General features: G+C 55.7%; 26 protein-coding genes and 1 riboswitch. Of the genes, 5 read left to right on the top strand and 21 right to left on the bottom strand.

Going from position 1 to position 25,227, the window contains the following annotated elements; all coding sequences use genetic code 11:
* Nucleotides 1-8: 8 nt before the first annotated feature.
* From MHI24_RS25050 to MHI24_RS25035, 4 genes are read right to left on the bottom strand one after another with little or no spacing between them, the layout of a single operon-like run.
* A complete protein-coding gene (locus MHI24_RS25050) occupies nt 9-875 on the bottom strand; it encodes an ABC transporter ATP-binding protein (RefSeq protein ID WP_340022268.1) in 867 nt (288 codons plus the stop codon).
* Between the two features lie 19 nt (nt 876-894).
* Nucleotides 895-1,686, bottom strand: coding sequence for a cobalt ECF transporter T component CbiQ (gene cbiQ / locus MHI24_RS25045; protein ID WP_340022266.1), 792 nt, complete (start codon nt 1,684-1,686; stop codon nt 895-897).
* Nucleotides 1,683-1,976 (bottom strand): energy-coupling factor ABC transporter substrate-binding protein, encoded by a 294-nt coding sequence (locus tag MHI24_RS25040; protein WP_340022265.1) that lies wholly within the window; start codon nt 1,974-1,976, stop codon nt 1,683-1,685. The genes cbiQ and MHI24_RS25040 overlap by 4 nt, the downstream gene beginning before the upstream one ends.
* Nucleotides 1,976-2,740: an energy-coupling factor ABC transporter permease gene (locus MHI24_RS25035; protein WP_340022263.1), complete on the bottom strand. Its 765-nt coding sequence runs from the start codon at nt 2,738-2,740 to the stop codon at nt 1,976-1,978. Before MHI24_RS25035 ends, MHI24_RS25040 begins: the two co-directional genes overlap by 1 nt.
* Nucleotides 2,741-3,001: 261 nt before the next feature.
* Nucleotides 3,002-3,196: riboswitch (cobalamin riboswitch) on the bottom strand.
* 142 nt (nt 3,197-3,338) lie between these two features.
* On the opposite strand from MHI24_RS25035, the gene MHI24_RS25030 reads away from it, so the two are divergent.
* Nucleotides 3,339-4,256 (top strand): helix-turn-helix domain-containing protein, encoded by a 918-nt coding sequence (locus MHI24_RS25030; protein WP_340022262.1) that lies wholly within the window; start codon nt 3,339-3,341, stop codon nt 4,254-4,256.
* Nucleotides 4,257-4,521: 265 nt separating this feature from the next.
* On the opposite strand, the gene MHI24_RS25025 is transcribed toward MHI24_RS25030, so the two are convergent.
* A complete protein-coding gene (locus MHI24_RS25025) occupies nt 4,522-4,797 on the bottom strand; it encodes a DUF6171 family protein (protein ID WP_340022260.1) in 276 nt (91 codons plus the stop codon).
* 10 nt (nt 4,798-4,807) lie between these two features.
* Nucleotides 4,808-6,301 carry an alpha-N-arabinofuranosidase gene (locus MHI24_RS25020; protein WP_340022259.1) on the bottom strand — a complete coding sequence of 498 codons (1,494 nt, stop codon included), beginning with the start codon at nt 6,299-6,301 and terminating at the stop codon, nt 4,808-4,810.
* Between the two features lie 188 nt (nt 6,302-6,489).
* Here MHI24_RS25020 and MHI24_RS25015 point away from each other — a divergent pair, with 188 nt between their 5' ends.
* Nucleotides 6,490-6,903 (top strand): peptide deformylase, encoded by a 414-nt coding sequence (locus MHI24_RS25015; protein WP_340022258.1) that lies wholly within the window; start codon nt 6,490-6,492, stop codon nt 6,901-6,903.
* 119 nt (nt 6,904-7,022) lie between these two features.
* On the opposite strand, the gene MHI24_RS25010 is transcribed toward MHI24_RS25015, so the two are convergent.
* The 4 genes from MHI24_RS25010 to MHI24_RS24995 form a co-directional block, all read right to left on the bottom strand.
* The gene (locus tag MHI24_RS25010) at nt 7,023-7,964 is read right to left on the bottom strand and encodes a 5'-3' exonuclease H3TH domain-containing protein (RefSeq protein WP_340022257.1); all 942 of its coding nucleotides are present in this window, start codon (nt 7,962-7,964) and stop codon (nt 7,023-7,025) included.
* Between the two features lie 46 nt (nt 7,965-8,010).
* Nucleotides 8,011-8,376: an arsenate reductase family protein gene (locus MHI24_RS25005; protein ID WP_340022256.1), complete on the bottom strand. Its 366-nt coding sequence runs from the start codon at nt 8,374-8,376 to the stop codon at nt 8,011-8,013.
* Between the two features lie 379 nt (nt 8,377-8,755).
* A complete protein-coding gene (locus tag MHI24_RS25000; protein WP_340022255.1) occupies nt 8,756-9,739 on the bottom strand; it encodes an RluA family pseudouridine synthase in 984 nt (327 codons plus the stop codon).
* A complete protein-coding gene (locus tag MHI24_RS24995; RefSeq protein ID WP_340022254.1) occupies nt 9,736-10,302 on the bottom strand; it encodes a cob(I)yrinic acid a,c-diamide adenosyltransferase in 567 nt (188 codons plus the stop codon). Before MHI24_RS24995 ends, MHI24_RS25000 begins: the two co-directional genes overlap by 4 nt.
* A 339-nt stretch (nt 10,303-10,641) precedes the next feature.
* On the opposite strand from MHI24_RS24995, the gene MHI24_RS24990 reads away from it, so the two are divergent.
* On the top strand, nt 10,642-12,663 hold the full coding sequence (locus MHI24_RS24990; RefSeq protein WP_340022253.1) for a methyl-accepting chemotaxis protein: 2,022 nt from the start codon (nt 10,642-10,644) through the stop codon (nt 12,661-12,663).
* A gap of 110 nt (nt 12,664-12,773) precedes the next feature.
* Here the strand turns inward: MHI24_RS24990 and MHI24_RS24985 are convergent, their stop codons facing one another.
* From MHI24_RS24985 to MHI24_RS24955, 7 genes are all read right to left on the bottom strand, one after another.
* On the bottom strand, nt 12,774-13,721 hold the full coding sequence (locus tag MHI24_RS24985; protein WP_340022251.1) for a phosphotransferase: 948 nt from the start codon (nt 13,719-13,721) through the stop codon (nt 12,774-12,776).
* Nucleotides 13,718-14,614, bottom strand: coding sequence for an alpha/beta hydrolase (locus tag MHI24_RS24980; protein ID WP_340022249.1), 897 nt, complete (start codon nt 14,612-14,614; stop codon nt 13,718-13,720). The genes MHI24_RS24985 and MHI24_RS24980 overlap by 4 nt, the downstream gene beginning before the upstream one ends.
* 211 nt (nt 14,615-14,825) lie before the next feature.
* Complete coding sequence (locus MHI24_RS24975; RefSeq protein WP_340022248.1) at nt 14,826-15,008, bottom strand: aspartyl-phosphate phosphatase Spo0E family protein; 183 nt, start codon at nt 15,006-15,008, stop codon at nt 14,826-14,828.
* Between the two features lie 102 nt (nt 15,009-15,110).
* Nucleotides 15,111-16,328, bottom strand: a complete 1,218-nt coding sequence (locus tag MHI24_RS24970; RefSeq protein WP_340022247.1) for an aminotransferase class I/II-fold pyridoxal phosphate-dependent enzyme — start codon at nt 16,326-16,328, stop codon at nt 15,111-15,113.
* A 12-nt stretch (nt 16,329-16,340) separates the two neighbouring features.
* Nucleotides 16,341-16,832 carry an Lrp/AsnC family transcriptional regulator gene (locus tag MHI24_RS24965; protein ID WP_340022245.1) on the bottom strand — a complete coding sequence of 164 codons (492 nt, stop codon included), beginning with the start codon at nt 16,830-16,832 and terminating at the stop codon, nt 16,341-16,343.
* 162 nt (nt 16,833-16,994) lie between these two features.
* Nucleotides 16,995-17,396 carry a spore coat protein gene (locus MHI24_RS24960; protein ID WP_340022243.1) on the bottom strand — a complete coding sequence of 134 codons (402 nt, stop codon included), beginning with the start codon at nt 17,394-17,396 and terminating at the stop codon, nt 16,995-16,997.
* A gap of 37 nt (nt 17,397-17,433) precedes the next feature.
* A complete protein-coding gene (locus tag MHI24_RS24955; protein ID WP_340022241.1) occupies nt 17,434-17,667 on the bottom strand; it encodes a hypothetical protein in 234 nt (77 codons plus the stop codon).
* 156 nt (nt 17,668-17,823) lie between these two features.
* Here MHI24_RS24955 and MHI24_RS24950 point away from each other — a divergent pair, with 156 nt between their 5' ends.
* Nucleotides 17,824-19,062 carry an FAD-dependent oxidoreductase gene (locus tag MHI24_RS24950; protein ID WP_340022239.1) on the top strand — a complete coding sequence of 413 codons (1,239 nt, stop codon included), beginning with the start codon at nt 17,824-17,826 and terminating at the stop codon, nt 19,060-19,062.
* A 78-nt stretch (nt 19,063-19,140) separates the two neighbouring features.
* Here MHI24_RS24950 and MHI24_RS24945 read toward each other — a convergent pair whose 3' ends face one another.
* From MHI24_RS24945 to MHI24_RS24930, 4 genes are all read right to left on the bottom strand, one after another.
* Complete coding sequence (locus MHI24_RS24945; protein WP_340022238.1) at nt 19,141-20,721, bottom strand: flavocytochrome c; 1,581 nt, start codon at nt 20,719-20,721, stop codon at nt 19,141-19,143.
* 93 nt (nt 20,722-20,814) lie between these two features.
* Nucleotides 20,815-22,497 carry a DcuS/MalK family sensor histidine kinase gene (dcuS, locus tag MHI24_RS24940; protein WP_340022237.1) on the bottom strand — a complete coding sequence of 561 codons (1,683 nt, stop codon included), beginning with the start codon at nt 22,495-22,497 and terminating at the stop codon, nt 20,815-20,817.
* Nucleotides 22,498-22,681: 184 nt separating this feature from the next.
* Entirely contained in the window at nt 22,682-23,044 is a 363-nt protein-coding gene (locus MHI24_RS24935; RefSeq protein ID WP_340022235.1) for an FMN-binding protein, read from the bottom strand.
* Between the two features lie 21 nt (nt 23,045-23,065).
* Complete coding sequence (locus MHI24_RS24930; RefSeq protein ID WP_340022233.1) at nt 23,066-24,496, bottom strand: flavocytochrome c; 1,431 nt, start codon at nt 24,494-24,496, stop codon at nt 23,066-23,068.
* Nucleotides 24,497-24,682: 186 nt separating this feature from the next.
* Between MHI24_RS24930 and MHI24_RS24925 the strand changes: the two genes are divergently transcribed.
* The gene (locus MHI24_RS24925) at nt 24,683-25,141 is read left to right on the top strand and encodes a hypothetical protein (protein ID WP_340022231.1); all 459 of its coding nucleotides are present in this window, start codon (nt 24,683-24,685) and stop codon (nt 25,139-25,141) included.
* Nucleotides 25,142-25,227 lie beyond the last annotated feature (86 nt).

Below are 25,227 nucleotides of genomic sequence, written 5' to 3'. Positions count from 1 at the left end.
TCCCCCGTTCATAAATGCTTAAGGGCCGGATTTCGTTCCAGCAGTCCGTTCAGCCGCGCTTTGAATTCACCGGCCGTGCGGGGCGCGCTGCTTCCGCCCGTCAGTTCAGCAGGCAGGCTGTACCACAAGTCGGCCAGCAGCGGCAGGCGAAGCCCGGCCGCCAGCAGCAGCTCCCTTCCTGCAAAAATCTCCTCCGGCGTCCCCTCCGCCCTACACCGTCCCCGGTCCAGCACAATGACCCAATCCGCCCACCGGTAGGCCAGGTCCATATCATGCGTGGCCATAACGACCGTTGCACCTCTCTGATGGATCGCTTCGAGACCCTCCAGCATCTGCTGCTCGGATAACGGGTCCAGATAGGAGGTCGGCTCATCCAGCAGAATCAGCTCCGGCTCCATGGCCATGATTCCGGCCAGCGCCGTGCGCTTTTTCTGGCCCAGACTCAGCTGATGGATCGGCTTGTCGCTGAGGTCCGCTAAATTCAGCAGATCCATGACCTTCCGGCAGCGCTGTGCAATCGCCGCTTCATCCATCCCGCTCCCCCGCAGCCCGAACGACACATCCTCCATCGGTGTGCTGAGGATCAGCTGCTGCTCCGGGTCCTGGAACACCAGGCCTACACGCCGCCGCAGGGCGGCCAGCTCTTTTTTCGAGTAGGACAATGGCTTACCGCCCTGCATGACCGTACCGCTCTGCGGACGCAGAATACCCACCGCATGGAGGAACAAGGTCGATTTGCCGGAGCCGTTATGGCCCAGCACCGCAGTTCTGCGGCCACGCGGAATGGAGAGGGTCAATTCCTGCAAGGCAGGCTCCTTCGTATCAGGGTAACGGAATACTACCCCGTCCAATACCAGACTATATTCCTCGTCCATGACGCATTACGTACTCCTTTTAAGATGATGTGAGCCACAGATACAGTTGGGCCAGCAGCAGTAGTGCTATACCGGCATACGCCTGCACTGCATACCGCCGGGGCACCGGCTGCGCCGCATAAGGCGGCAGAAGAATCTCCTCCGTGAATCCGCGGGCCAGCAGCCCCTGCGACAACCCGTAATACCGGTGCATCGTGTTGCCAAAAAGCGCTCCCCCCATCGCCGCCGTCTCCCGCAGCCTGGCCGTATACCCTCTGCTCCCGCCGCGCAGCCGCCGGGCCAGCATCAGCCCGTGTGCTGCATCCGAGAGCAGGAACAGGAAACGGTACATAATCAGCATCAGCTCCAGCACAATCTGCGGCATGCGCAATCTGCGCAGCACCTGGAGCAGTTCACTGAACGGTGTAGTGAAGATCAGGAAAAAGAAGCAGCTCATGCAGGCTGAGATTCGGGTCAGCAGCTCCCAGGCTCTATGCAAGCCCGCCGCAGTGATATATACCGGCAGAGACAGGCCCGGAAGCCGGAATATACCAGCCTGGCCTGCGGCCGGATGGCCGAATTCCAGCAGCAGCGCCGGGACACTCAGGGCGTAGAATACCAGTGCGGTGCCGAACAGCATTGCGTAAGCACGGACAGGAATGCCCGCCTGCCGTATACACCAGAGCATCATCCACAGGGTAATGGCTATCTGCAGCAGCGGATGTACGGTATAAGCGAGCAGGAACATGGCTGCTGCGAACGCGCTTTTCCACATGGGGGACAACGCCCTCAGCGCATTATTATAGGAGAGAGCATCAATCCGCCGGATCACTTGCTGCCAATCTGCTTCTTCGCGCCCTGTCTCCCCTTGAGCAGCCCCACGGTATAACCGATGACTCCGGCGCCAATCGCCGCCTGCAGCGCGAACAGCATACTCTCCGTCTCCCCGGGCAGCTCCGTCAGCGGCTTGAACCAGGGCTTGTAGTCCGGATTCATCTCCGTGATCACGCCCTCGGCTGCATCGTCGGCTCCGCCGAACTCCCCATTGACCAGCAGCAGCGGCAGAACAACTAGCAGGACGACGCCCAGCAGCATTAACCCGTTTTTCAATTTATTGCTCATTAGGCTCTACCTCCGTTCACCTTGCGCTTCAGCAGCGACAGCTCATTCGGGCTGTACGATTTCAGCCAGTTCCACAGCAGCACCGTCAGCAGCCCTTCGCTGACCGCCAGCGGGACCTGGGTCACGGCGAAGATTCCCCCGAATTTCAGAAAAGACGCCAGCACACCGCCATCCGCCGCCGGAAACGCCACCGCAAGCTGAAAAGATGTCACCACATAGGTACTCAGGTCCGCCACCGCTGCGGCACAGAACAAGGCCAGCTTCTCGCGGTCGGGCAGCCTCATCATCAGCTTATACACGGCATATCCGGCAAAAGGACCCGCCACCGCCATCGAGAACGCATTGGCTCCCAGTGTGGTAATCCCGCCATGCGCCAGCAGCAGCGCCTGAAACAGGAGTACAATCGAGCCGAGCACGCCCATCGGCAGCGGCCCCAGCATCACAGCGCCAAGTCCGGTGCCGGTGGGATGGGAGCTGCTTCCGGTGACGGAGGGCATTTTGAGTGCCGAGAGGACGAAGGTGAATGCTCCGGCCAGACCCAGCAGCAGCTTCAGCTCCGGGTTCTCGCGGGTCATCGCCCGCAGCCTGATGATGCCGAGCACAAAAAACGGGATAAACGCCGCCCACCAGAACACGGCCCAGCCGACCGGCAGGAACCCTTCCATAATATGCATGGCCCGGGCAGTCCCCGGCTCATTCAGCATAAAGTACACGGTGAATCCGGCCACCAGTGCCGCCAAGCTCCAATTTCTGTGTTTTTTCATTTGTCAGCCTCCAGGTTCTTATCAGATTTCAGTCCACAAAAAATCCCACCCTATAAGAGTGGGAGTGCATGTACGCAGGCAAATCCGATAGCGTGTGCCGCCTTCAGCCGGACGGAAGCAGAACGCCGCTCTGCCCTCCCGGGCTTGAACGTCTCTTCTGCGTATTCCGCTCTTGCTCAATAGCAAGACTTCTCCGGTTCTTCTGGGCAGAACGCCTCTTCTTCTGAACCTATCCGTACACCGCTCCTATCCGCGTAGAGTCGTGGTGTGCGTATACAAGGTAGGTCTCCTGGCTTGGAATACAAGCGCTGACGGCCTCGTCTTCCCCGGGATTCCCCGAGTGACCTCATGAAGCTCAGCTCTTCCTTACAGTGGCGGGACCGCTCGGGAGTTGCACCCGATTCCCTGTTATCTCTTACCGGTTACGGCTAGAGCACCTTGTTCGCGCTAATTCTCCCTACATCATAGCGAAGCATATATAGCCTGTCTGTGATATAAATTGGAATGCCGGGTTCCGGTCCTGATTTGCTTGTAGAAAGTTCATATGAGTAATATAATTATTAACTATATAACCTGAAGCTGAACGTGGAGGCCTCCTATGAAACTAGACTTAACCGAACAATCTCTGCCCGTGTACGAAGCCTTATCCAGTGCGGTCCGCCTGCATATGCTGCGCCTGTTGTCCGATAAGCCGATGAACGTGAAGGAACTGGCCGCAGCCCTGAAGCTCAGCAGCGCGATTATGACGATGCATGTGCGCAAGCTCGAAGCGGCCGGACTGATCCGCAGCCATATGGCTCCCGGCAAAAGCGGCCTGCAGAAGATCTGCACACTCGCCGCCGACCGGGCGGAGATTATTTTTCCCGGCCAGGCCCGCGAGCAGCGCAGAGCCCACCGCAAAGAGATTCCGGTCGGACATTATTCCGACTTCCAGATTGAGCCTACCTGCGGACTGTCCACGACAGAGCGGGTCATCGGCAACTTCGACGATCCCCGTTATTTCTGGGACCAGGAGCGGATGAATGCCGGTATTCTCTGGTTCGGCAAGGGCTTCGTGGAGTACAAAATCCCGAACTTCCTGCTGTCCAGCCAGAAGCCGGAGGAGCTGGCCATCACGATGGAGATTGCTTCGGAAGCGCCCTCGATCAACAACAACTGGCCCTCCGACATCAGCTTCACCCTGAACGGGCAGCCGCTCGGCTTCTGGACAAGCCCCGGCGATTACGGGGACAGTCCGGGCAAATACACCCCGGCCTGGTGGCCGGCGCTTACTAACCAGTACGGTCTTTTGAAGCAGCTGCGGATCACGCCGGCCGGCACGTTCATGGACGGACAGAAGCTCTCGGACGTTACGCTGGACCAGGTCGGCATCCGCAACAAGCAATGGACCTTCAGGCTCGCGGTTGAAGAAGACGCCGTGCATATCGGCGGCCTTACCCTGTTCGGCAAAGGCTTCGGCAATTACAACGAGGATCTGGTGTTTGAGCTGTTCTATACGGATGGCGGGGAAGGGTAGCGCATGTGTTAGGCAGGCCGTGAGATAAAACCTGTGCTGGGTAGGTCAGTATATGGTGGATGAGAGTTGAGGGGTACGTATGCCGAATTCTGGTGCACTAGTGCTCCTCCCTCCTCATCCAGCCCATTCCCCCCTCTCCTCCTCAACGCAAAAAAAGCACCCCCAACCGCCGCATTGTGCAGGTTGGGGGTGCTTTTGGTGATCAATCCGTCTCTTATCTTATGGCAAGAGTGGCTTCCGGCCTATCTATTTCGCCCGGCCTCCGTTATTCCGCCACCGGCTGCCACTTGCCGCCGCCCGGCAGCGGACAGCTGCGGGCCTTCAGCCGGGCAACTACGGGGATGATACAGCCGCAGGCCGTGCAGGTCACGCCATCCTGCAGCTTCGGGCAGGTCCCGCAGATCGCCAGCCGCTCGGCATAGACCTCGTCGGAAGCCGAATTGCCGGGATTGAACATGGAGGAGGCCAGAATCCGGGCAATCTGTGCTTCCGTGACTTTGTACTCCTCCCGGCAGCCCTTGCAGGTTGAAGTGGTTGTCATCCTGCGTGCCTTACGCCTTCGGAGTGATTTCCAGAACCGTTACCGACATTGGAGGCAGCTCTACCGTCAGTGTATCCCCTTCAAGCTTGAAGGCACTGAATGCTTGCGGTTTTACTGCTTCCGGCTGCTCAAAGGTATTATGAGCATCGATAGAAGCTCCAGCCAGGGTAGCCCCGCTAACTTCAGCCTGGCCAGCCAGTCCGCGCAGCTCCAATGGCAGGGTTGCGGATGCCGCATGGTTCAGGTTGCACAGGCTGACATGGATTATGCCTTCTGCGGTTACAGAAGCGGATGCAGATACTTCAGGAATCTCTACACCGTCATAGCTGTATACCGGGCTGTCGATCGTCAGATCAAGCAGTTCTGCATCCTGGTGCACCTTGTACATGTTGAATACATGGTAGGTTGGCGTCAGAAGCATTTTCTCGCCTTCGGTCAGAATGACAGCCTGCAGCACGTTCACGGTCTGGGCAATGTTCGCCATCCGCACACGGTCGCTGTGCTTGTGGAAGATATTCAGGGTCAGGCCGGCAACCAGCGCGTCGCGGATCGTGTTCTGCTGGTAGAGGAAGCCAGGGTTCGTGCCCGGCTCAACATCGTACCAGGTGCCCCACTCGTCAACGATCAGGCCGACTCTTTTCTCAGGATCGTACTTGTCCATAATGGCGATATGGCGGGTCACCAGCTCATCCATGAACAGCGCCTTCTTCAAGGTATTGAAATACTCGCCGGTTTCAAAGCCGGTAGCTGCGCCCTTGTGGTTCCAGTCGGATGTAGGCAGCGTGTAGTAGTGCAGGGTGATCGAATCCATGAAGCGGGTGGCTTCACGCATCAGCACTTCAGTCCAGTTGTAGTCATCGGCATTCGCGCCGCACGCGATCCGGTGAATCTTGTTGTCCCCGTAGTTGCGCACGTAAGTCTGATATTGGCGGTACAGGTCGGCATAATACTCAGGACGCATGTTACCGCCGCAGCCCCAGTTCTCATTCCCCACGCCAAAATACTTCACGCTCCAGGCATCCTCCTGGCCGTTCTTCTGACGCAGCTCAGCCATCGGCGAGATTCCGTTAAAGGTCAGATATTCCACCCACTCGGACATCTCCTGTACCGTTCCGCTGCCGACATTGCCGTTGATATACGGCTCGCAGCCCAGCATCTCGCAGAGCAGCATGAATTCATGCGTACCGAAGTGGTTGTTCTCTACTGCACCGCCCCAGTGGGTGTTGATCATCCGTTTGCGCTCTTCGCTCGGGCCAATGCCGTCTTTCCAGTGATATTCATCAGCGAAGCAGCCGCCCGGCCAGCGCAATACCGGAATCTTCATTTCCTTAAGCGCTTCCACTACGTCGTTACGGATACCCTTGGTGTTCGGAATAGGGGAATCTTCGCCGACCCAGATGCCTTCATAGATACAACGTCCCAGATGCTCAGCGAAATGTCCGTAGATGTTGCGGTCAATCTTACCTTTGCGGATGTCTGCGTTCAGTACAATACGTTCTGCCATTGGAAGTTAACGCTCCTCTTTAAGTTAATATAATTATTAATCATTTAATACTTATATTAATATTATAGTCAGGCAACCTCCGGTTCGTCAATCCTTATCTTCCGCTGAACACCTCCCCTTCACATTTACTCTTCTCCGGCAAAAATGATATGATGAACGCACCAAACCAACACACAATGGAGAATACGATGATTAAACCTATTAACAAAAACATCACGCTGCTCAGCCAAAAATCCGAACCGGCAACGGAAAAGGATCTGCTTGTGTTATGGGATCTGGTTGAGACCCTGAACGCCAACTCCGACCGCTGTGTCGGCATGGCTGCGAACATGATCGGCGTCAACAAACGGATCATCGCCATCCGTATCCAGCAGAAGCTGACGATCCCCATGATTAATCCGGTAATTACCAAACGCGCCCGCCCCTACGAGACGGAGGAAGGCTGCCTGTCGCTTGAAGGCGTACGCCCGGCGAAGCGCTATGACTACATTGAAGTAGAGTATTACGACTATTCTTTCAAAAAGCACCGGGACAGCTTTACCGGATTTGCCGCACAGGTCATCCAGCATGAGATCGATCATTGCGACGGAATTATCATCTGAAAAGGGAGCAGCCCGCAGTTTATGATCTGCACGGTTACGTCAAACTGCGCCCACGCCAAAACCCCCTTACGCAGCTTTTGCGCAGGGGGTTTTCCGGTTCTTTTGCCCAATTATACGGTTTAGCCTAGATCTCCAAGCTCAATCTGCACGATGCCCCGGTCATCCCGCGTCTCGGCGATTCCGCCGATCAGATGCAGCAGGCTGCCGAACTCCAGCTCCTGGAATTTGCGTGCGGCCGTATCCCGCTGCAGCGCCCAGAGACATTCGGCCAGCTCACAGACGACCGGTACATCACAGCGGATCTCGGCCAGCTCGCGGGAAAGGTGGAGCATATCGAGGTCTGCTTCAATCTTAGCGCGGACGCCCTTGGGCAGGAGGTGAAGATTCTCGATCACGCCTTCCACTGTACCGTATTCGGTCAGCAGCTTCGTGGCTGTCTTCTCCCCGATCCCCTTCACGCCGGGATAATTGTCGCTGGTATCGCCCATGAAGCCCTTCAGGTCGATCACCTGCGCAGGCGTAAGCCCCCGTTCCGCAAGCAGCTCAGCCGGGTCGTAGACCTTGTAGTTGGAGCGGCCTTTTTTCATAATCACGACCTTAACACTGTCATTCACCAGCTGAAGCATATCGTGGTCGCCGGTAAGAATATACACCTCCGACTCCCCGCTGTAGCAGGACGCCAGGGTGCCGATGCAGTCATCTGCCTCATACCCGGCAAGTCCAATGTTCGGAACGCCCAGCTCGGCGACGACCTCCTTCACCAGATCAAACTGCGGAATCAGCTCCAGCGGCGCGTCGATGCGGTTCGATTTGTAGCCGTCATACTTCTCCGTGCGGAAGGTGCCCTTGCCCATATCCCAGCAGCAGACGACATGTGTAGGCTCGAATGTGCTGACCGCATCGAAGAAATACTGCAAGAAGCCGTACACCGCATTCGTCGGCAGCCCGTCGCGGGTCTTGCGGATATATCCTCCATAAGAGGTAGCATAAAAAGCCCGGAACAGCAGAGCCATTCCATCGACAATCATAACCCGGCTCTTCGTTTCTGTACCTGTGCTCATGTGAACCTCTCCTTGTCATTCATATATAATGTTGCGAAGGCTCGCCTTAAGCGCGGCCCCATACTTCGTCATACTGTCCGGCCTGAAAACCAACCGTAACCTGCTTGCCGTCGCTGACGACCGGACGCTTGATCAGCATCCCGTTCCCGGACAGCAGCGCAAGCTGCTCGTCCTCGCTGAGGTCCGCCAGTTTATCCTTCAGACCAAGCTCTCTATAGACCTCACCGCTCGTATTAAAAAACTTCTTCAGCGGCAGCCCGCTATGCTTCACCAGCTCGCGCAGCTCCTCCACTGTAGGGGGCTGCTCGGCGATGTGCTGAAGCGTAAGCTCATGCCCCTGCTCCTTCAGCCATTTCACTGCGCTGCGGCAGGTGCTGCATTTCGGATATTGATAAACCTTCAGGTTGCTCATCGGTTCCTCCTTGGACTATAAAATGAAGCAGTGATGCTAATTATAGTGGCTGTCACTGCCCGTTAATTCGTTGACTGGGTCTTCTGCATAGTGCCGGCTATTAGCCGACCAACATTAGTAAGTGGAAATTGTACAACTAATCCTTCCCAAATCGGCTCGTCGGTGAAATTAGTTGGATTTCCGGCACTTAAATCGTGAACAAGCGTTACTTTCTGGAGTATGGGGCAATATTAATTGTACTTTTTCCACTTGCTTGCCGCGAAGACGTTATATAGCTGAAATTAAGTGCAGCCTGGCACTTATTAGACTGCTGATGCGCTCCAGCGGTGGCGGCCGGGTAACTATTAGCGTTCGGGGCTGATGCAGATAACAGCTGCGGTCAGGACATGCCCGGCGCTTCCCCTGCCGCCTGACGGAGCTTCTCCTCCAGCCGCGCCAGATCAGGCGGCAGCGGCGCTTCAAACACCAGATCGGCCCCGGTAACCGGGTGCCGGAGGGACAGCCGCGCCGCATGCAGCGCCTGGCGCGGCACCAGCCCGTCCAGCCCGGCGATCCCCGCGAGCTGCGCCGACCCCGGCTGCCCATAAAGCGGGTGACGGTACATGCCGTCACCGATCAGCGGGCAGCCGATGGAGCCCATGTGCACCCGGATCTGGTGGGTGCGCCCGGTCTCCAGCTTCAGCTCTACGCGCGAAGCTGCCCCGGCATAGACCTCCTTGACCTCGTACCGGGTCAGGGAGGGATAGCCCTCCGGCGTCACAATCCGCCGATGCGGCTCCAGCGGATCGCGGTCGATCGGACCGTCGATATCGCCGCGGGGTTGAGCGGGCACGCCGTGCACGAACGCGGTATACCGCTTGTCCACGGTGCCGGCGATCATCTGCTCGGAGATCAGCTGATGGCTGTACGGGTCCTTGGCGATGACCAGCACCCCGGAGGTCTCCTGGTCCAGCCGGTGGACCGGGCGGAAGCGGACCCGCTCGCCCTTCTCCACCCAGTAATGAACGACTCCGTTCGCCAGCGTCTCGGTATAATGGCCGTGGGTCGGATGGACAATCATCCCCGCAGCCTTATTCACAACGAGCAGATGCCCGTCCTCATACAGAATCTCGAAGGGGATCGGCTGCGGCAGAATATCCTCAGACGTCTCCTCCTCCATGCGGATCTGCACCAGATCCCCGCTGCTGACCTTGACACTGATATAGACGCGCTCGCCGTTCAGGGTAATGCCAAGGTCCGTTAATTTGAGCTTGGACAGCAGCTTGCGGGAGACCTCCATCCGCTTCTGCAGAATGGTCTTCAGCAGCCAGCCGTCTTCGGACGGCGGCACCGTATAGGAGATTGGCGGATAATAGCTGGTCATTTGTTGCGGAACACCTTTTTGCTGCGCACATATTCTACGTCAGCAATGCTCAGCCGGGTATTCGCGGCACGGGCCAGGGCGAAGAAATAATCCGACAGCCGGTTCAGATAGATGACCGCCTCCGGATTAACCTCCGCACTCCTTGCCAGCGTCACTGCCCGGCGCTCCGCGCGGCGGCAGACGGTCCGGCAGATATGCAGCACCGAAGACAGCTGGCTTCCGCCGGGCAGAATGAAGCGCTCCAGCACCGGATTCTCCGCCTGAAGCGCGTCGATCCAGCCTTCCAGACGCACGGCCATCTCGCTCTTGACCTTATATCGGTTCTCGCTCAGCTTCACGAACGCCAGATCCGAGCCGCAATCGAACAGCTCATGCTGAATTTCCAGCAGCTGTTCCCGTACATCGGCGAACCGCTCGTCCTCCATCAGGCTCCGGGCCTGGCCGACGAAGCAGTTCAGTTCATCTATGGTGCCGTAAGCCTCGACCCGGACATCGTCCTTACCCACCCGGCCGCCGATCACGGAGGTCTCTCCCTGATCCCCCGTACGCGTATAGATCGCCATCGTATTTCATCCTCCTATCGAAACAAATCACATAGTAATAGTGTAATCGTTCTTAGGTATGTAGGCAAACAAAGTTGATCTAATCTGACATGTAAATAACTCCCTCAAGAGAAAAACATATATTGCGCTGCGGTCTCCGCCCCTGGGCGGGTTGTAGCATGCTGGTTTAAACGCTGCGACATTCTTTTATTTTTTTCGACAAAAGACTACAACCAATGCCGCTCTCCAGCCGATGATATTTAATATATCAACTAATAGCTTCACACTCTTAATGGGGGGATTCACATGGCCAATGTTGTCCACAAGGGAATTTTCAGGCTCCGGTTCAAAAGCATTCGTATGAGAACATTTGCATTCATCCTGCCCATCTTTCTGATCACGCTGGTGCTGGTCGCTCTGTTGTCGTACACGTATTCCAAAAGTATTATCCAGCGTGAGGTCAAGCAAAAAATGAATTTGCAGATATCCGATATCTCTAACGAAATCAATGCAAACTTAAGTGTGCACAGCATGGTTCCTGAGGTGCTGGCCCGGACGCTGGAGAGCCACGCCGCTGAATTCACACTGGAGCAATACCGGACGATGCTGTCCAGTGCGCTGCAGGCCAATCCGGATACATATGGTGTCGGCATTTATTTTGAACCGGGGCGGTATGACAGCAGGCTGAAGTACTTCTCTACCTATGCCCACCGCGACGGTGACAAGATTGTGACTACCGAAGAGTACAATGACCCCGAATACAATTATCACGGACAGGCCTGGTATACCATCGGCAAGGATCAGGTCGGAATTACCGATCCTTTCTATGACACGATTACCGGGACTACAATGGCTACGGTGGCCGTTCCTTTCCGGGATGCCGCGAATACCTTGCTTGGCGTAATGGCAGGGGATATCGATCTGAAGACGCTGCAGAGCAGGATTGAACAGACCAAGGTTGGCCAGACCGGATGGGCATTCCTCCTGGACAGGCAAGGCAATTACATTGCCGGACCGGATACAGAGAAGAATATGAAGCTCACAATCACCGCCGAATCTAACGCCAGTCTCGCCGCAGCCGGAGCCGACATGCTTAAGAGCAATGAGGGAATGGTGACCTATGCAGATTCCGGCAGGACCATCCAGATGTATTATGAAAAGCTGCCGGATACCGGCTGGACCGTGGGTCTTGCCATGCCGGAACAGGAGCTGTATGCGCCGCTTAAAGGGCTGCTAAGGTCTATTCTGCTGGTTAGCTTTGCGGGTCTTATCCTGACGGTAGCAGCCGTATATCTATACAGCCGCTATATTACCCGTCAGCTGGCCCGTGTCAATGAGCTGTCCCAGCGGATGGCAGCGGGGGACTTCACCGGGAAGCTGGAGGCCGGCAGCGAGGATGAATTCGGCAATATGGCCGGACATCTGAACCAGATGATAGCCAATCTGAGCAGGCTTCTCGGGACGGTTGCCGATCACTCGCTCCAGGTGGCTTCAACCTCGGAGGAACTAATGTCAAGCGCCAATCAGACCAATCACACTACGGAAGCTATTGTAGAGGATATTCAGGATCTGGCCGCCGGAGCAGAGCATCAGCTCCAGTCCACCAGCGAGTCCGCCAGGGCGATGGAAGAAATGGCGGCTGGTGTGCAGCGCATCGCGGAGGCCTCAATGGATACTGCCGCAGCAGCCGGGCGGGCCGCAAGCCAGGCGCAGGACGGGTATTCCATCATTACGCTGACGGTGGAGCAGATGGAAGAGATGGAACGGACCGCTGCAGCGGCCTCAAGCCTGATTACCTCCTTAAGCGCCCAGTCCGGGCAGATTGGTAACATCATTGGACTGATTAAAGGCATAAGCGATCAGACCGGGATGCTCGCCTTGAACGCGGCCATTGAGGCTGCCCGGGCGGGCGAGTACGGCCGGGGCTTCTCCGTGGTCGCGAGTGAGGTGAAGAAGCTGTCCGAGCAGACCGCTGAAGCCGCAGGTCATATCAGCAGCCTGATTCTCGATATTCAGCAGGGCAACCAGGCAGCCGCCGATGCGGTGCTGGCGAATGCAGACGCTGTTCACCAAGGGTCGCAAAGGGTAGGTGAGGCCGGGCGTCTGTTCACGGATATTCTCGGCGGCATCAGCGAGATTAATACCCAGGTTCACGAGATGTCCGCCTCCTCAGAAGAGCTGCTGGCCGGTACCGAAGAGCTGACCTCCTCGGTGGTGCAGATGGCTGAAGTGGCCAGGCAAGCCGCAGAGCATTCGCAGAGCGCAGCAGCAGCCTCCGAGGAGCAGCTTGCTTCCATGGAGGAGGTAGCGGCGGCCTCCACGGAGCTTGCGAAGATGGCAGACGGGCTGCAGCAGGCGGTTGCAGCGTTCAAGGTAAGCTAAGCGGGAAGCAGCTCTAACCCCCTGACATGTCTGCAGACACACACAGGGGGTTATTGGTATGCAGCCTTGAACCGGAAGAGTACTCGGACTGATCCGGACTGGCAGTACACTCAGGTTAGACTAAACCCCAGGCACGGCCCTCCCTCTTCAAGACTCTGCCTCATTTGGGCGAGGTAAGATGTTTGTGCTTCGTTCAGCGTACCAGGCTCTGAATATATTGAATGATAGGTATAAGAGTAGAGATGGCGGTAATCTATGAAGTAGTTGATCCGATCCACAGATGCTATACGGGGATTTACACCATGGTATCCTTTCATAAAAGCTTCAAAAAATTCGAGCACAGCCATTCTTCTGCCGGCTCCTTCAGGTATAGTCTGCGCCATGTGATAGATCGTAATGGCAATATCATAATCATACCAGTGATATTCTGAATCCCCGAAGTCTATTACGGTTAGCCTGCCGTTATCCAGCAGGAAATTATGCGAATGAAGATCCCCGTGAATCAGTCCAAATTCTTCTTTTGTGGCGGATAGCAGCTTGAATTCTCTTTGGTAGCCCCTCCATTTTTCAGATAAAAAAGAGTCTGCTCTAAGCAAGTTCTGCCGGAACAGGGTATGCTCCTGCCAATGTGGTCGCGGATAAACAGCCTTGTAGCTCTGAGCACAGAGATGCAGCTTCCCCATCGCTTCCCCCCATTTGACAAATAGCAGCGGATTCCAGACATTCTCATCTTTTAGATCGGCATGTACTCCTTCAGCCTTGTGATAGAGGATATAATAGAATGGTCCCGACACCTGGTGTAAATATTTCGCAGGCTCCACATCCATCGGGCGTATCGCATGTACATCACATGCCCCAAGATAACTCAGCCACTCCAGCTCCGAGCGTGTATGCTCCCTGGGGGTTACGGTGTGATCCAATATTTTGACCACGATTGGATTTCCTGGAGCACGCTCAATCTCAAATACATTGTCTGAATACCCTCCAAGCAGCTTAACGGCTTCAGGCGGACGGCCAAGCTCCCCGAATACCTGTTGTCTGACCGATTCTGGAATCATAGCTCTCCCTCACTCCCCCTCAGAAACCCCACCAGCTCCCGGTTCACCCGCTCCGGCTGCTCATGATTTACGCCATGTCCGGCATCCGGGATAACTGTGTAGCGGAACCCGCCGCCGTCCAGCGTCCGGGTCAGTTCCCGCTTCTGCCCCAGCTTATAATCCCCCAGCAGGAAGTACAATTTATCTCTGAATGCAATCGCTTTCTCTTTTTCATAGGGCTGGAGCTTGTGGGCGAACATCGCCTGCTGGTTATGGCTGCGCATTAACAGCACCAGATGCTCCCCGACCTCCGGATGCTTATCAAAAAGCCCCGAGGCAGGCGAGCTGAGCTTGCGGGCTGCCTTGAGCAGATTGTTATGTGTGGGGACGAGAATCTCCGGGAACATCATCATTAGGGTATGTATCATGCTTTTGACAGGGGCCGTGACCATTCCTCCTTCCATACAGACCGCCCGCAGCACTCTGCCGGGACCGTTCACTGTATAATTGAAGGCCATATAGGCTCCGTTCGATACACCGGCCACATAGAAGTCTCCAAGTCCCAGACCATCCGCGACACTGCTGATCCAATCCACCTGATCGAAGGTCCGTTTGTGAAACAGCTCCCCCGGAACACTCTTCCCCGGCCCGCCCAGCGTGTCTACCGCAATACAGCAGAAATGCTGTGACAGCTCCTTCATATTCAGCAGCCACATCACGGCCGAATTGTCGCCTACTCCATGGAACAGCAGCAACGGCGGTAACTCAGCCGCTCCAGCCGTTATGCAATGGGTTGTCCCGTAGGGCGTCTCCACCTCAAGCTCTTGGTACGCTGTTCCCCAGCTGGCAAGAAGCCCGTCATAGGAGCGGAGTACCTGGGTTTTACCAGTCTCGCTTTTGAACACTTTGACCATGAGAATTCCACCTTTAAGATTTAGTCCATGATAAGCTATAGAGTCCAAAAAGATGAGAAAAACCGAACACATTGCGACCGCGAGCCGGTGTGTAATCCAATGTTCGTCTTACTGATCCGATTCATAAAATTAAACCTGACGATGTACTAGTGACAAAAAAACGGACATCCCCAGACAGGCAGACATCCGTTTCAATATAAACCGGGCCGCATTATTCACCCTTGCGGTGGCGGCCTCTCATATACTCATTAATCTTAGTGTCTAACAGGCTGCTGACGGCAATCACCTTATCCGAGGTAAACGACTTCTCCTGCATGAAGAGCTGTTCCATTCTGCTGCGAAGGCTCTGGATTTCAGCTTCAAGCGAGAGCCTCTGTGCATCTGCGCCCAGCACAATCATCCCTCCTCAGGTGCTTATTGTCCTTAGAGTAAAATAATACCATACAGAAGGATGATCCGCTACATTTGCTGCATTACAATCGTTAAGGCCGGCTGCCTACGCCCCTTCACGGGCAAGCTGGGCCACGAAGTTCCCGATCCGCTCCACCGCTTCATTCAGTTGGGACACTGAGGTCGCATACGAGCAGCGCAGGTATCCTTCACCGCCCAGACCGAAGACGCTGCCCGGTACGGCGGCGACCTTATGCTCCAGCAGCAGACGCTGGGCGAACTGGTCAGAGGTCAGCCCGGTAGCCTTAATGCTCGGAAAAGCGTAAAAAGCGCCCTGCGGCTCATGGCATTCAAGTCCGGCCTCGCGCAGCCCTTTGACAATCAGCCGGCGGCGCTGATTATATGAATCGGTCATCCGGTCCTTCTCTTCCATTCCGTTGGTCAGGGCTTCAAGCGCAGCCACCTGGCCCATCGAAGGCGCACACATCACGGTGTACTGGTGGATCTTCAGCATGGCCGAGATCAGGTCCGGGTGCCCGCAGGCATATCCCATGCGCCAGCCCGTCATGGCAAAGGCCTTAGAGAAGCCGCTGACCAGAATCGTCCGGTCCAGCATGCCCGGCAGCGAGGCGAAGCTGACATGGTTGCTGCCATAGGTCAGCTCGGCATAGATTTCATCCGAGATGACGATGAGATCATGCTTTTCTACTACTCTGGCAATCGGTTCCCAGTCCTCACGGCTCATAATCGCACCGGTCGGGTTGCTGGGATAACAGAGAATCAGAATCTTGGAGCGCGGAGTAATCTTCGCCTCCAGGTCTTCGGCGGTCAGCTTGAACTGATTCTCCCCGAACGTCTCAATCCCTACCGGAATTCCGCCGCCGATGGCGGTAATCGGAGAATAAGAGATATAACATGGCTCAGGAATGAGAATTTCGTCTCCCGGGGAGATCAGGGCGCGGAGCGCCAGATCAATGGCCTCGCTGCCGCCGACCGTGGCGATAATCTGATTCGCCGGATCGTACTGCACCGCGAAGCGGGTCTCCAGGTATTCGGCAATTCCGGCGCGCAGCTCCGGCATTCCCGCATTGGAGGTGTATCCGGTGAAGCCGCGTTCCAGCGAATAGACGCAGGCTTCCCTGACATGCCACGGCGTCTTGAAGTCGGGTTCCCCGACACCAAGCGAGATAATATCCTTGCTGCCCGCCGCCAGATCAAAAAACTTGCGGATGCCCGAAGGCTGAATCTGCTGGACGAGCGGGGCCAAATAAGCGTTCATCGACTTGCCTTTATCTCCTGTATGCTGACTGTTATTAATGATCATGGCTTACACCCTTCACGGAGATATCATCAGACGGTTGTCTTCCTCGTGCTCTTCGAAGATGATACCGTCCTGTTTATATTTTTTGAGCGTAAAATTCGTCTTGGTGGAGAGAACAGAATCAATCGGCGACAGCTTCTCGGAGACAAAATTGGCGACCTCACGCAGATTGCGGCCCTCCACTTCAACCAGCAGATCGTACGCTCCGGACATCAGATAGACGGATTTGACCTGGGGATACAGATAGATCCGCTCGGCAATCCCCTCGAAGCCGCGGCCCCGCTCCGGTGTAATCTGCACCTCGATCAGCGCCGTTACCCGCTCCTCATCCACCTTATCCCAGTTGACCACCGTTGCATATTTCACAATGACATGATCCTCTTCCATCTGTGCGATAGCGGTCTTGATATCCTCCTCTTCCGCACCAAGCAGAGTTGCCATCAAGGCGGTTGAGCTGCGCGCATCCTCCTTGAGCAGTTCCAGCACTTTCCTCTTCAGTTCATTCATTCCCCTAGCCTCCTGCGAAAAGAGTTTAGTATTAATATGACATGAAAATAACAGTTCTGCAAACGAAAATAACCCCGCCGGGGCGGGGTCTTGAACTTGCTTGTTCTCCCGGGCGTCCGGGTAAGCGCTCTTCTGCTTCACCGGTCCCGCCTCAGGGTTACATTACATGTAGTAGGAGCCGCCATGCTGCTGCACGTTCGGCTGGTGCTGGGAGACATTGGAGGCGTGGGCCTGATTGTAGGCTCCGGCACCGCCCGTTTTCTGCTGGACGAACTGCTGCAGCTTCTGCCGGGTCTGCTGGGCGGTCTGAAGCTGCTTGTCCAGGTCCTGGCGCAAGGCCTTGCCGGGAGGGGTGTACATGTTCATCTGCGACATCTGCGTATACAGATCACCCTGAATTCTTAGGGTATCCATGGTCAGATCATTGAATGTCCGTCTGACCACCTGGCAATTCGATTCTGTGGCTGCTGTGGTATATTCACGGACTGTCCGCTTCAAATCGGCCAGAATCGTGTTCAGTAAATCTTCATCTGCCATAAATGACGTTCCATTTTGTGCGTACACAGTATAACCTCCTTAGGGTTTATAGGAATCTGTTCGCTTACTGCGGCTGAGTTGGCGCATATTGCTGATGCTGCTGCAGCAGTTGGACCAGCACATCCATATGGTGGTTATGGCTCTGCATTTGCTGGAGACAGATGCCCCGCACGGCGGAGTTCTGTGTGGTTGCGGCTGTCGCCGCCAGCTGCTTGATCAGCAGATCCTCGTTGGAAATAGAATCGGCGATATATTCCAGTTCTTTTCCGCTAAGCGCCTGCATTTGGTTGGATTGCATATTGGGTATTCCCTCCTTCTGGTTATTCAAGCGTTCCTTAGTATGCCGCGGAGCCAGGCGGTTTATGTGCCTGAAGAATCCCGGATGAGGCGCGCATGAGACCCTTTTACAATGCAAATAATACAACTCTGGATCACATAAAGGAGCGATCTATCCATGAAACTCGTCAGCGGGCAGCTGCCCTGGGAAATAACAATACCCGATCCGCCGGAGTATCCGGTGCTGGAGCAAGATATCACCTGTGACTGTCTGATTGTCGGCGGCGGGATGGGCGGAGCTATGATGTCTTACCGTATGTCCCTCAGCGGTGCAGAGACTGTGCTTATCGAGAAAAGAAAGGTTGGCACCGGCAGCACCCATGCCAATACCGGCCTGCTGCAGATTGCCAATGACAAGTCATTGACCGCCTGCATGAATACCTTCGGGGAAGAGAACGGCGTCCTGTTCTACAGACTCTGCCAGCAGGCCATGAGCCGCATTCTGGAGCTGTCCGGCAAGCTGGATATTGATCCGCAGATTATTGAACGCAGCAGTCTGCTGTATGCTAGTAGCCCGGAAGATGTGGCGATGCTGAAGCTGGAGAACGAGAATCTGATCAAGCACGGCTTTGACTCCGAATTCTGGGACGAGGAGAAGGTACGCTCGCACTATTCATTCTCCAAACCCGCAGCGTTATATTCAAGGGGCGATGCGGAGACGAATCCGCTGCGTACAGTGCATAGCCTGATTCACAAAGCCCATGCGGGGGGTGTCCGGGTCTATGAGCAGACCGAAGCCCTCCATTATGAGTACAACGAAGACGGCGTCATCTGCCATACCGCGAACGGACGGATCTATGCGAAGAATGTGGTCTTCGCCATGGGGTATGAGACCCAGGAGATGAAGAAGGACCGGGGCGCAGAGCTCATCAACACTTATGCTATCATGACAGAGCCGCTGTCAAGCCTTCCAAAGTGGCATGAGCGAAGCCTGCTCTGGGAAACAGCCCGCCCGTATCTATACTTCCGCACAACGCCGGAAGGACGGATCATCGCCGGCGGCAAGGATGAACAGTTGACCAGCGTGGAGCGGCGTGAGGTCAGGGTCCTCTCCCAGTGCGAGCGTCTGGTGGAGGAGGTTACGGCCCTGTTCCCGGAATTGAAAGGCATCAAGGCTGAATTCTCCTGGGGGGCAGTGTTCGGCTCGACGCACGACGGACTGCCGTACATGGGGTCGCATCCAGAATACCCGCATTGCTATTTCATTGAAGGCTACGGCGGGAACGGTACCGTCTACAGCATGATCGCCGCCGAGCTGCTGGCGGATACGCTGGCCGGCAAGGTGCGCCCGGAGTTGGAGTTGTTCTCCTTGACCCGCTCCGCCAAGCCTGCGCCGTCACCGGCGGTGCAGCCGTAAATACGATAAAGGGATGCTCCGCAGCCTGTTACGGCTAGGGAGCATCCCTTTTTGATATTGCTTATTATATAGATATTATTATTTCGCTTGAGCTTTGACAAACGCTGCCGACTTGATTCCTGCCTCACGCCCAAAGATAATGATCTCAGCGACCGAGTTCCCGCCGATGCGGTTCTCGCCGTGCAGTCCGCCGACCACTTCACCCGCTGCGAACAGGCCGGAAATCGGCTTGCCGTCTTTGTCCAGTACCTCAGTGTTGGTGTTGATGACCACGCCGCCCATCGTGTAGTGAATCCCCGGGCCGATCTGAATGGCATAGAACGGAGCGCCGGACAGATCATTGTCCATCCCGGTCGTTCTGCCGAAGGCTGCATCCGATTTACTCTTCACTGCACTATTCCACGTATCCACCGTAGTCTTCAATTCAGCCGCCGGAACCTTGATCTGATCCGCCAGCGCTTCGATCGTATCTGCGGTCTTGACCACACCCATCTTGATGTATTGATCCACTGCTTTGACACGGGATTTCACACCGGAGTCGAAGACCAGATAAGCCGATTTCTCAGGAAGCTTATTAATCGAAGCCGTTACCTTGTCACGCGTATCCATTTCATTGCCGAAGCGCTTGCCTTCAGCAGAGACGAGAATCGCTCCTTCGCCCCGCACCGCTTCGCCGATCAGGTAGGATTTCTCCTGCTGTACAGTCGGGTGAACCTGAATCTGATCCAGATCCACTGTAGTTCCGCCAACCTTCTCAATCATTGTAATGCCGTCGCCGGTGCTGCCGGTCTGGTTGGTCGTAACCAGTCCTTGCAGATCAGGGCGGACCTTGGCAATCAGCTCTTTGTTGGCACCGAAGCCGCCGGTGGCGACGATAACGGCTGAAGCCGAGATGACCTTCTCGTCCTTCTGGTTGAACAGCACCTTCACGCCGTTCACCTTGCCGTCCTGCATGGTCAGTTCCTTCACATCTGCATTGACAAACAGCGGAATCCCCTGCTCCTGAACATTGCGGACCAGTCCGGCTACAAGATATTGCCCAACCGCTGAGCCGTCCTCCGGACGGTGAGTGCGTTTCTCCTTCATCCCGCCGGTAATCGTAATATTGTTCAGGCGGATGCCGATCGAATCCAGCCAGTCAATCGCGCTTGCGGAATTGTCTACGAAGTACCGGAGCAATTCCTTGTTGTTCGTATCATGTCCGCCCTTAAGGGTCTCTTCATAGAACAGGTCATTGCTGTCCTCGATCCCCTGCTCCTTCTGGAACTTCGTCTGCGAGGCATTCATCCCGGAGGAGGATTTGGTTGTATTACCGCCGGCCACCGGCATCTTCTCCAGAATCACCGGATTCATGCCGGCCGCCTTGGCTTCCAGCGCCGCAGACATTCCCGCGCCGCCGGCGCCGACAATGACGATATCATATTTATCCTGTAACTGGTCATACGGTGTGTAGCTGGCTTCAGATGCTCCCGATACGGCTTCTGCTGTCTCTTTAGGCGCCGTGGTTGCTGCAGCCTCTGTTGCTGCCGGCTCTGTAGCTGTGCCGCCCGCTCCCTGGCTCTCATTCTTGCTGCCGCCCGCATTGTTGTTTCCGCAGCCTGCGATCACCAGCATCACCGACAGGACCAGGATGAGCGCCGCTGTTACTCTCTTATTCATTGTGACTGCCCCCTTGTGCATATTTTCACAATTATCATAGCGGCAAGCGGGCAGGTCTTGGAAGCTTCCGTAAATAATTAAATAGTTTTGTAACTAAAGTAAGTGACTTAATTCCGGCCTGCAGAGGCCTGACCGGCAGCTGCGATACTGGCAATGCACAGCCCACAGGTCCGCCTCATCCTTCACCGCATACGGCACGTCCACTATGAAATGTGCTCCCGTGCCGCAGCCGGCGGCCAGCTCAATATGGCCATTCAGCTTGTCTACGCTTTTCTTAACCAGATAGAGTCCGATGCCCCGGTGTTCTCCCTTGGAGGAGAAGCCCTGGATGAAGATCTTCTCTTTCAGGTGCGCCGGAACTCCAGGGCCGTTGTCGCTGACCTCACATAACAGCCGCCCCTCTTCATATTGAAAAGCAAGCTCCACCCGCTTCCCGTCCTGTCCGCGGAACGCTCCCAGCGTCTCCAGCGCATTGTCCAGCAGATTCCCGGCGATGGTAATCAGCTCATGGATCACCTGCGCATCGGCCGGCTCCGGCAGATAGCTGTCCTCGGTCAGCAGCAGCTCAATGCCCGCCTCACGCGCCCGGCTCAGCTTGCCCAGCAGGAAACCGGCCATCACCGGGTCCTTGATCTGCCTCGTAATCGACCCGATCTCCTTCTGGTAATTACTGACCGTTCCCAGAATATACTGCTGCAGCTCATCATACAGGCCCATATGGGTCATGCCCATAATAACATGCAGCTTGTTCATGTATTCATGGGCACCGGACCGCAGCGCATCGGCGTAGACCGAGATGCCTGACAGCTTCTCCGCCAGCACCGTCAGCTCCGTCTCATCGCGGAAGGTGGCAATAGCCCCGACAATCTGCCCGTTGACCCGGACCGGCAGGCTGTTCACCAGCAGCGAGCTGTCTCCCAGCTCCAGCTCCTGGTCCCGGATCTCTTCCCCTTGGGCCAGTACCCGCTCCAGACGCAGCTCCGGCCAATACTCGGCAATCTGCCGGTTCAGGGCCGGCCCGCCCATGCCCGCCCCCTTCAGCAGCCGCTGGGCCTCCCGGTTCAGAATGGTGATCCGCGCCTCCTGGTCAACGGCGATGATCCCTTCGCGCGTCGACTCCAGCATTGCGCTGCGCTCCTGAAGCAGCTTGGAGATATCCTCCGGCTCCATCCCGAAGACCATCCGCTTAATCTGTCCCCCCAGGATGAACGCGCCTCCGGCTCCAAGCAGAGCTCCCGAGACCAGAATCGCAATAATCGTCCATTCATTCAGGCGGACGAGACGCTCGACCCGCTCCAGGGAGAGGCCGGCAATCACCACTCCCACCTGATGGCCTCTGTTGTTATAGACGGGAACGAAGGCGCGCAGCGATCTGCCCAGCGGCCCGGCCCCTTCAGAGATACTCTCCCCGCCGTGCAGGGAGACCTCCTGTCCGCCTCCGGCGAACGGCAGCCCGACCAGAGACACATCCGGGTGCGAGTAGCGGATGCCCTTCATATCGGTGACGACCACGAACATAATATCGTTGCGCCGGGCGATCCTGGAGGTATAGTCCTGAATTCTCTTGCTGTCGCCTTCACTAAGCCCCTCCGAGACCAGCGGGATCAGGGCAATCGTACGGGCTATCGTAATGGCCTTATCCTCCAGCGCCTGCCGGGTCTGCGGGATGATCTGATTGCGGAAGATAATATACAGGAGCAGCAGGACCAGCAGTACCACAGCCGAGACCATTACGGCGACCATGGTGCGGAGACTGAAGCTTTTTTTCTTCGCCAACGGGATTACACCCTCCCTTAATCTCTCTATATATTACCGAACTATATGGGTTACAGGCAGATTTGTAAAGTAAGGCCCGCCAGCCCATTTTCCCTCGGATCACAGAGGCTTCCGCAGGAATGAAGCAAGCCCAGCTCTGCTGCCGGAAGACAGGAGTGCTGGGCTTAATTGGTATATAAATGAACTATTCTTTCTTCTTCGCCTGGTCCAGAGCCTGGGCTACGGCTTCGATGATGCCGCCGCTGGAGCCGGAAGCGCCGGAGAGGGCGTCCACGCCTTCGGTGGTCTGCTTTTCGATAATCTCAGGAATGGTATTCTCTACAGCCGCATCAATCATAGCCTGAGTCTCTTTGTGCTCCTGCACGGTAATGGCTTCGATCTTCTCATCCTTGATTTCCACCGCTACCTTAATGTCGCTCTTGACGCCCTTGCCTGTTCCATCATACGTTCCGTCCACGTACTGCCCGGAAGACGAAGAGCATCCCGCTACAAGTATACTCACTGCGGCTACCGCCGGGAACAGCATGGTTCTCATCCACTTCTGCATTGTTAATTCCTCCTATATATTCTACTTCTTCAGCGTCTTCACGGCTTCGTCTGCGGCAATCCGTCCGAAGGTGATGATATCAGCCAATGCGTTACCGCCCAGACGGTTCGCACCATGGACCCCGCCGGTAACCTCGCCTGCTGCATACAGCCCTGCGATAACCTGATCATTAGTATCCAGTACCTGAGCCTGTGGATTAATTGCTACGCCACCCATCGTGTGATGAATTCCCGGTGTTACCTGAATTGCATAGTATTTGCCTTGGGCCAGAGACAATGTCAGATCGGGACGTTCAAATTCTGTGTCCTTGCCGGAAGCGACGAAGCCGTTATATGTCTTCACCGTCTCGGCCAGCGTATTCGCATCTACATCAATCAGGGCAGCCAGTTCTTCAGGTGTTGCGGCTTCTTTTACCAGATCCATTCCGAAATAAACCTCGGTTGCCTTCAGATTGGAGCGCAGCTCATCATTGAAGATCAGGTAAGCTACCTTTCCAGGCTGAGCCAGAATGTTCTGGGACACCACATCACGGGTCAGCAGCTCATTCGTGAAGCGTTTGCCCTCACTGTTGACCAGAATCGCACCGTCTCCGCGCACCCCTTCGGTGATCAGCACGCCTTGACCCGGAATGGTGGTCGGATGAATCTGAATTTCCTTCATGTCCACCAGCTTGGCGCCGATCTTCTCAGCCATCGTTGTTCCGTCACCGGTTGCACCAGGATGGTTGGTGGTGGAGAAGCCTTCAAGCTGCGGCTGGTAGCTCTTGACCATATCCATATTGGCTCCGAAGCCGCCAGCGGCCAGAATCACGGATTTGGCGTTGATCGTGTACTCCTTGCCTTCCTTGTCGGTCACCTTCACTCCGGTAACTACGCCTTCATCATTCTTGACAATCTCTTTGGCAGTCGTCTGCATTCTTACGTCAATCTTCTCTTCTTCCAGCTTCTTCTTCAGTGCGACTACGATGAAATTCCCGGCCGCCTCGCCGCCCTTCGGACGGTGAATCCGGTTCACGCTGGCTCCGCCTGCGCGTCCTACCTCCGACAGCTCCGCACCGTTCTCCTTCAGCCACTCCACCGAAGCTGCTGCGTTGTTCGTCAGCGTTCTGACCAGATCCGGGTTGTTGAGATTCTTGCCGCCCTTCATGGTATCTTCGAAATGCAGCTCCGGACTGTCCTTGATTCCGGCCGCCTCCTGATAAGGTGTTCCTGCTGCATTCAGCCCGCCTTCCGCGCGGACGGTGTTGCCGCCAAGCATCGGCATTTTCTCAATCAGGATGACCTTGGCTCCCTGGCTATGTGCTTCAAGCGCTGCGGTCATCCCAGCTCCGCCGCCCCCGATAATAACGATGTCTGTAGACTCCCCTTTGTCACTGTTACAGGCAGGCAACACCAGCAGACTTGCCAGCAGCAACCCTTTGCCCAGCAGACTTGCCCAGCTCTTTCTGTTCATTCAAGCTCTCCTCCAATTGGTTTGTGCATATTTTCACAATTATCATAACCTGAATGTCAGCGCGCTTGAATATTTAGTAATTAAAGAAATGGTTATAGTAAATAAAGTAAGCACATTTGCCTTGAATGCGTCTGAAGTTTTATAATTGGAGCTTACACATCCGTATCATTAGGAGGAACAGAACCTATGGAAAAGAGCAATAAGTACCTGCTTGCCGGTGCCATTCTGGCTGCTGCGGGCGTCTCCCTGATGACCTACACCGCAAGCCGCTACACTTCGTTCAGGAGCATGGTTGCCCGGACCCTCCGCCTGGAGGATATCGCCGCACTGGAAATTACCCGCCTGTCCTCTGTTCCCGGTGAGCAGAAGGATATTGTGGTGACAGAACCGGAGGCGATTAAGCGCATCTATGATGATTTCTCCGGCGTCCGCCTGATGAAATCCGCCCGCAATGTCAGCACAGGCAACAAGCACAGCTATTATATTACCATCGTCCAGGCTGACCGCAAGCAACGCTTCGACATCATCCTGAAGGGTGACCAGCACATGATTATTTATGACAATGATATGAACAACCCGCACCTCGCCGCCTACAAAATCATCAACCCGTTCCAGCCGCTGGCCCTGCATCAGGCCTTCGAGTGACCCTGTATGCGCTAGCTGCGTGCATGAAGTAAAATGGAGTCATGGTCCGCTTAACGCAGCCGTGACTCCATATGGTAATTGATTGC

Origin of the sequence: Paenibacillus sp. FSL K6-1096, assembly GCF_037977055.1 — a bacterium.
Taxonomy (GTDB): Bacteria; Bacillota; Bacilli; order Paenibacillales; family Paenibacillaceae; genus Paenibacillus_AQ.
The sequence above is the reverse complement of the archived record's forward strand: the minus strand, read 5'-3'. Positions and strand labels throughout refer to the sequence as shown.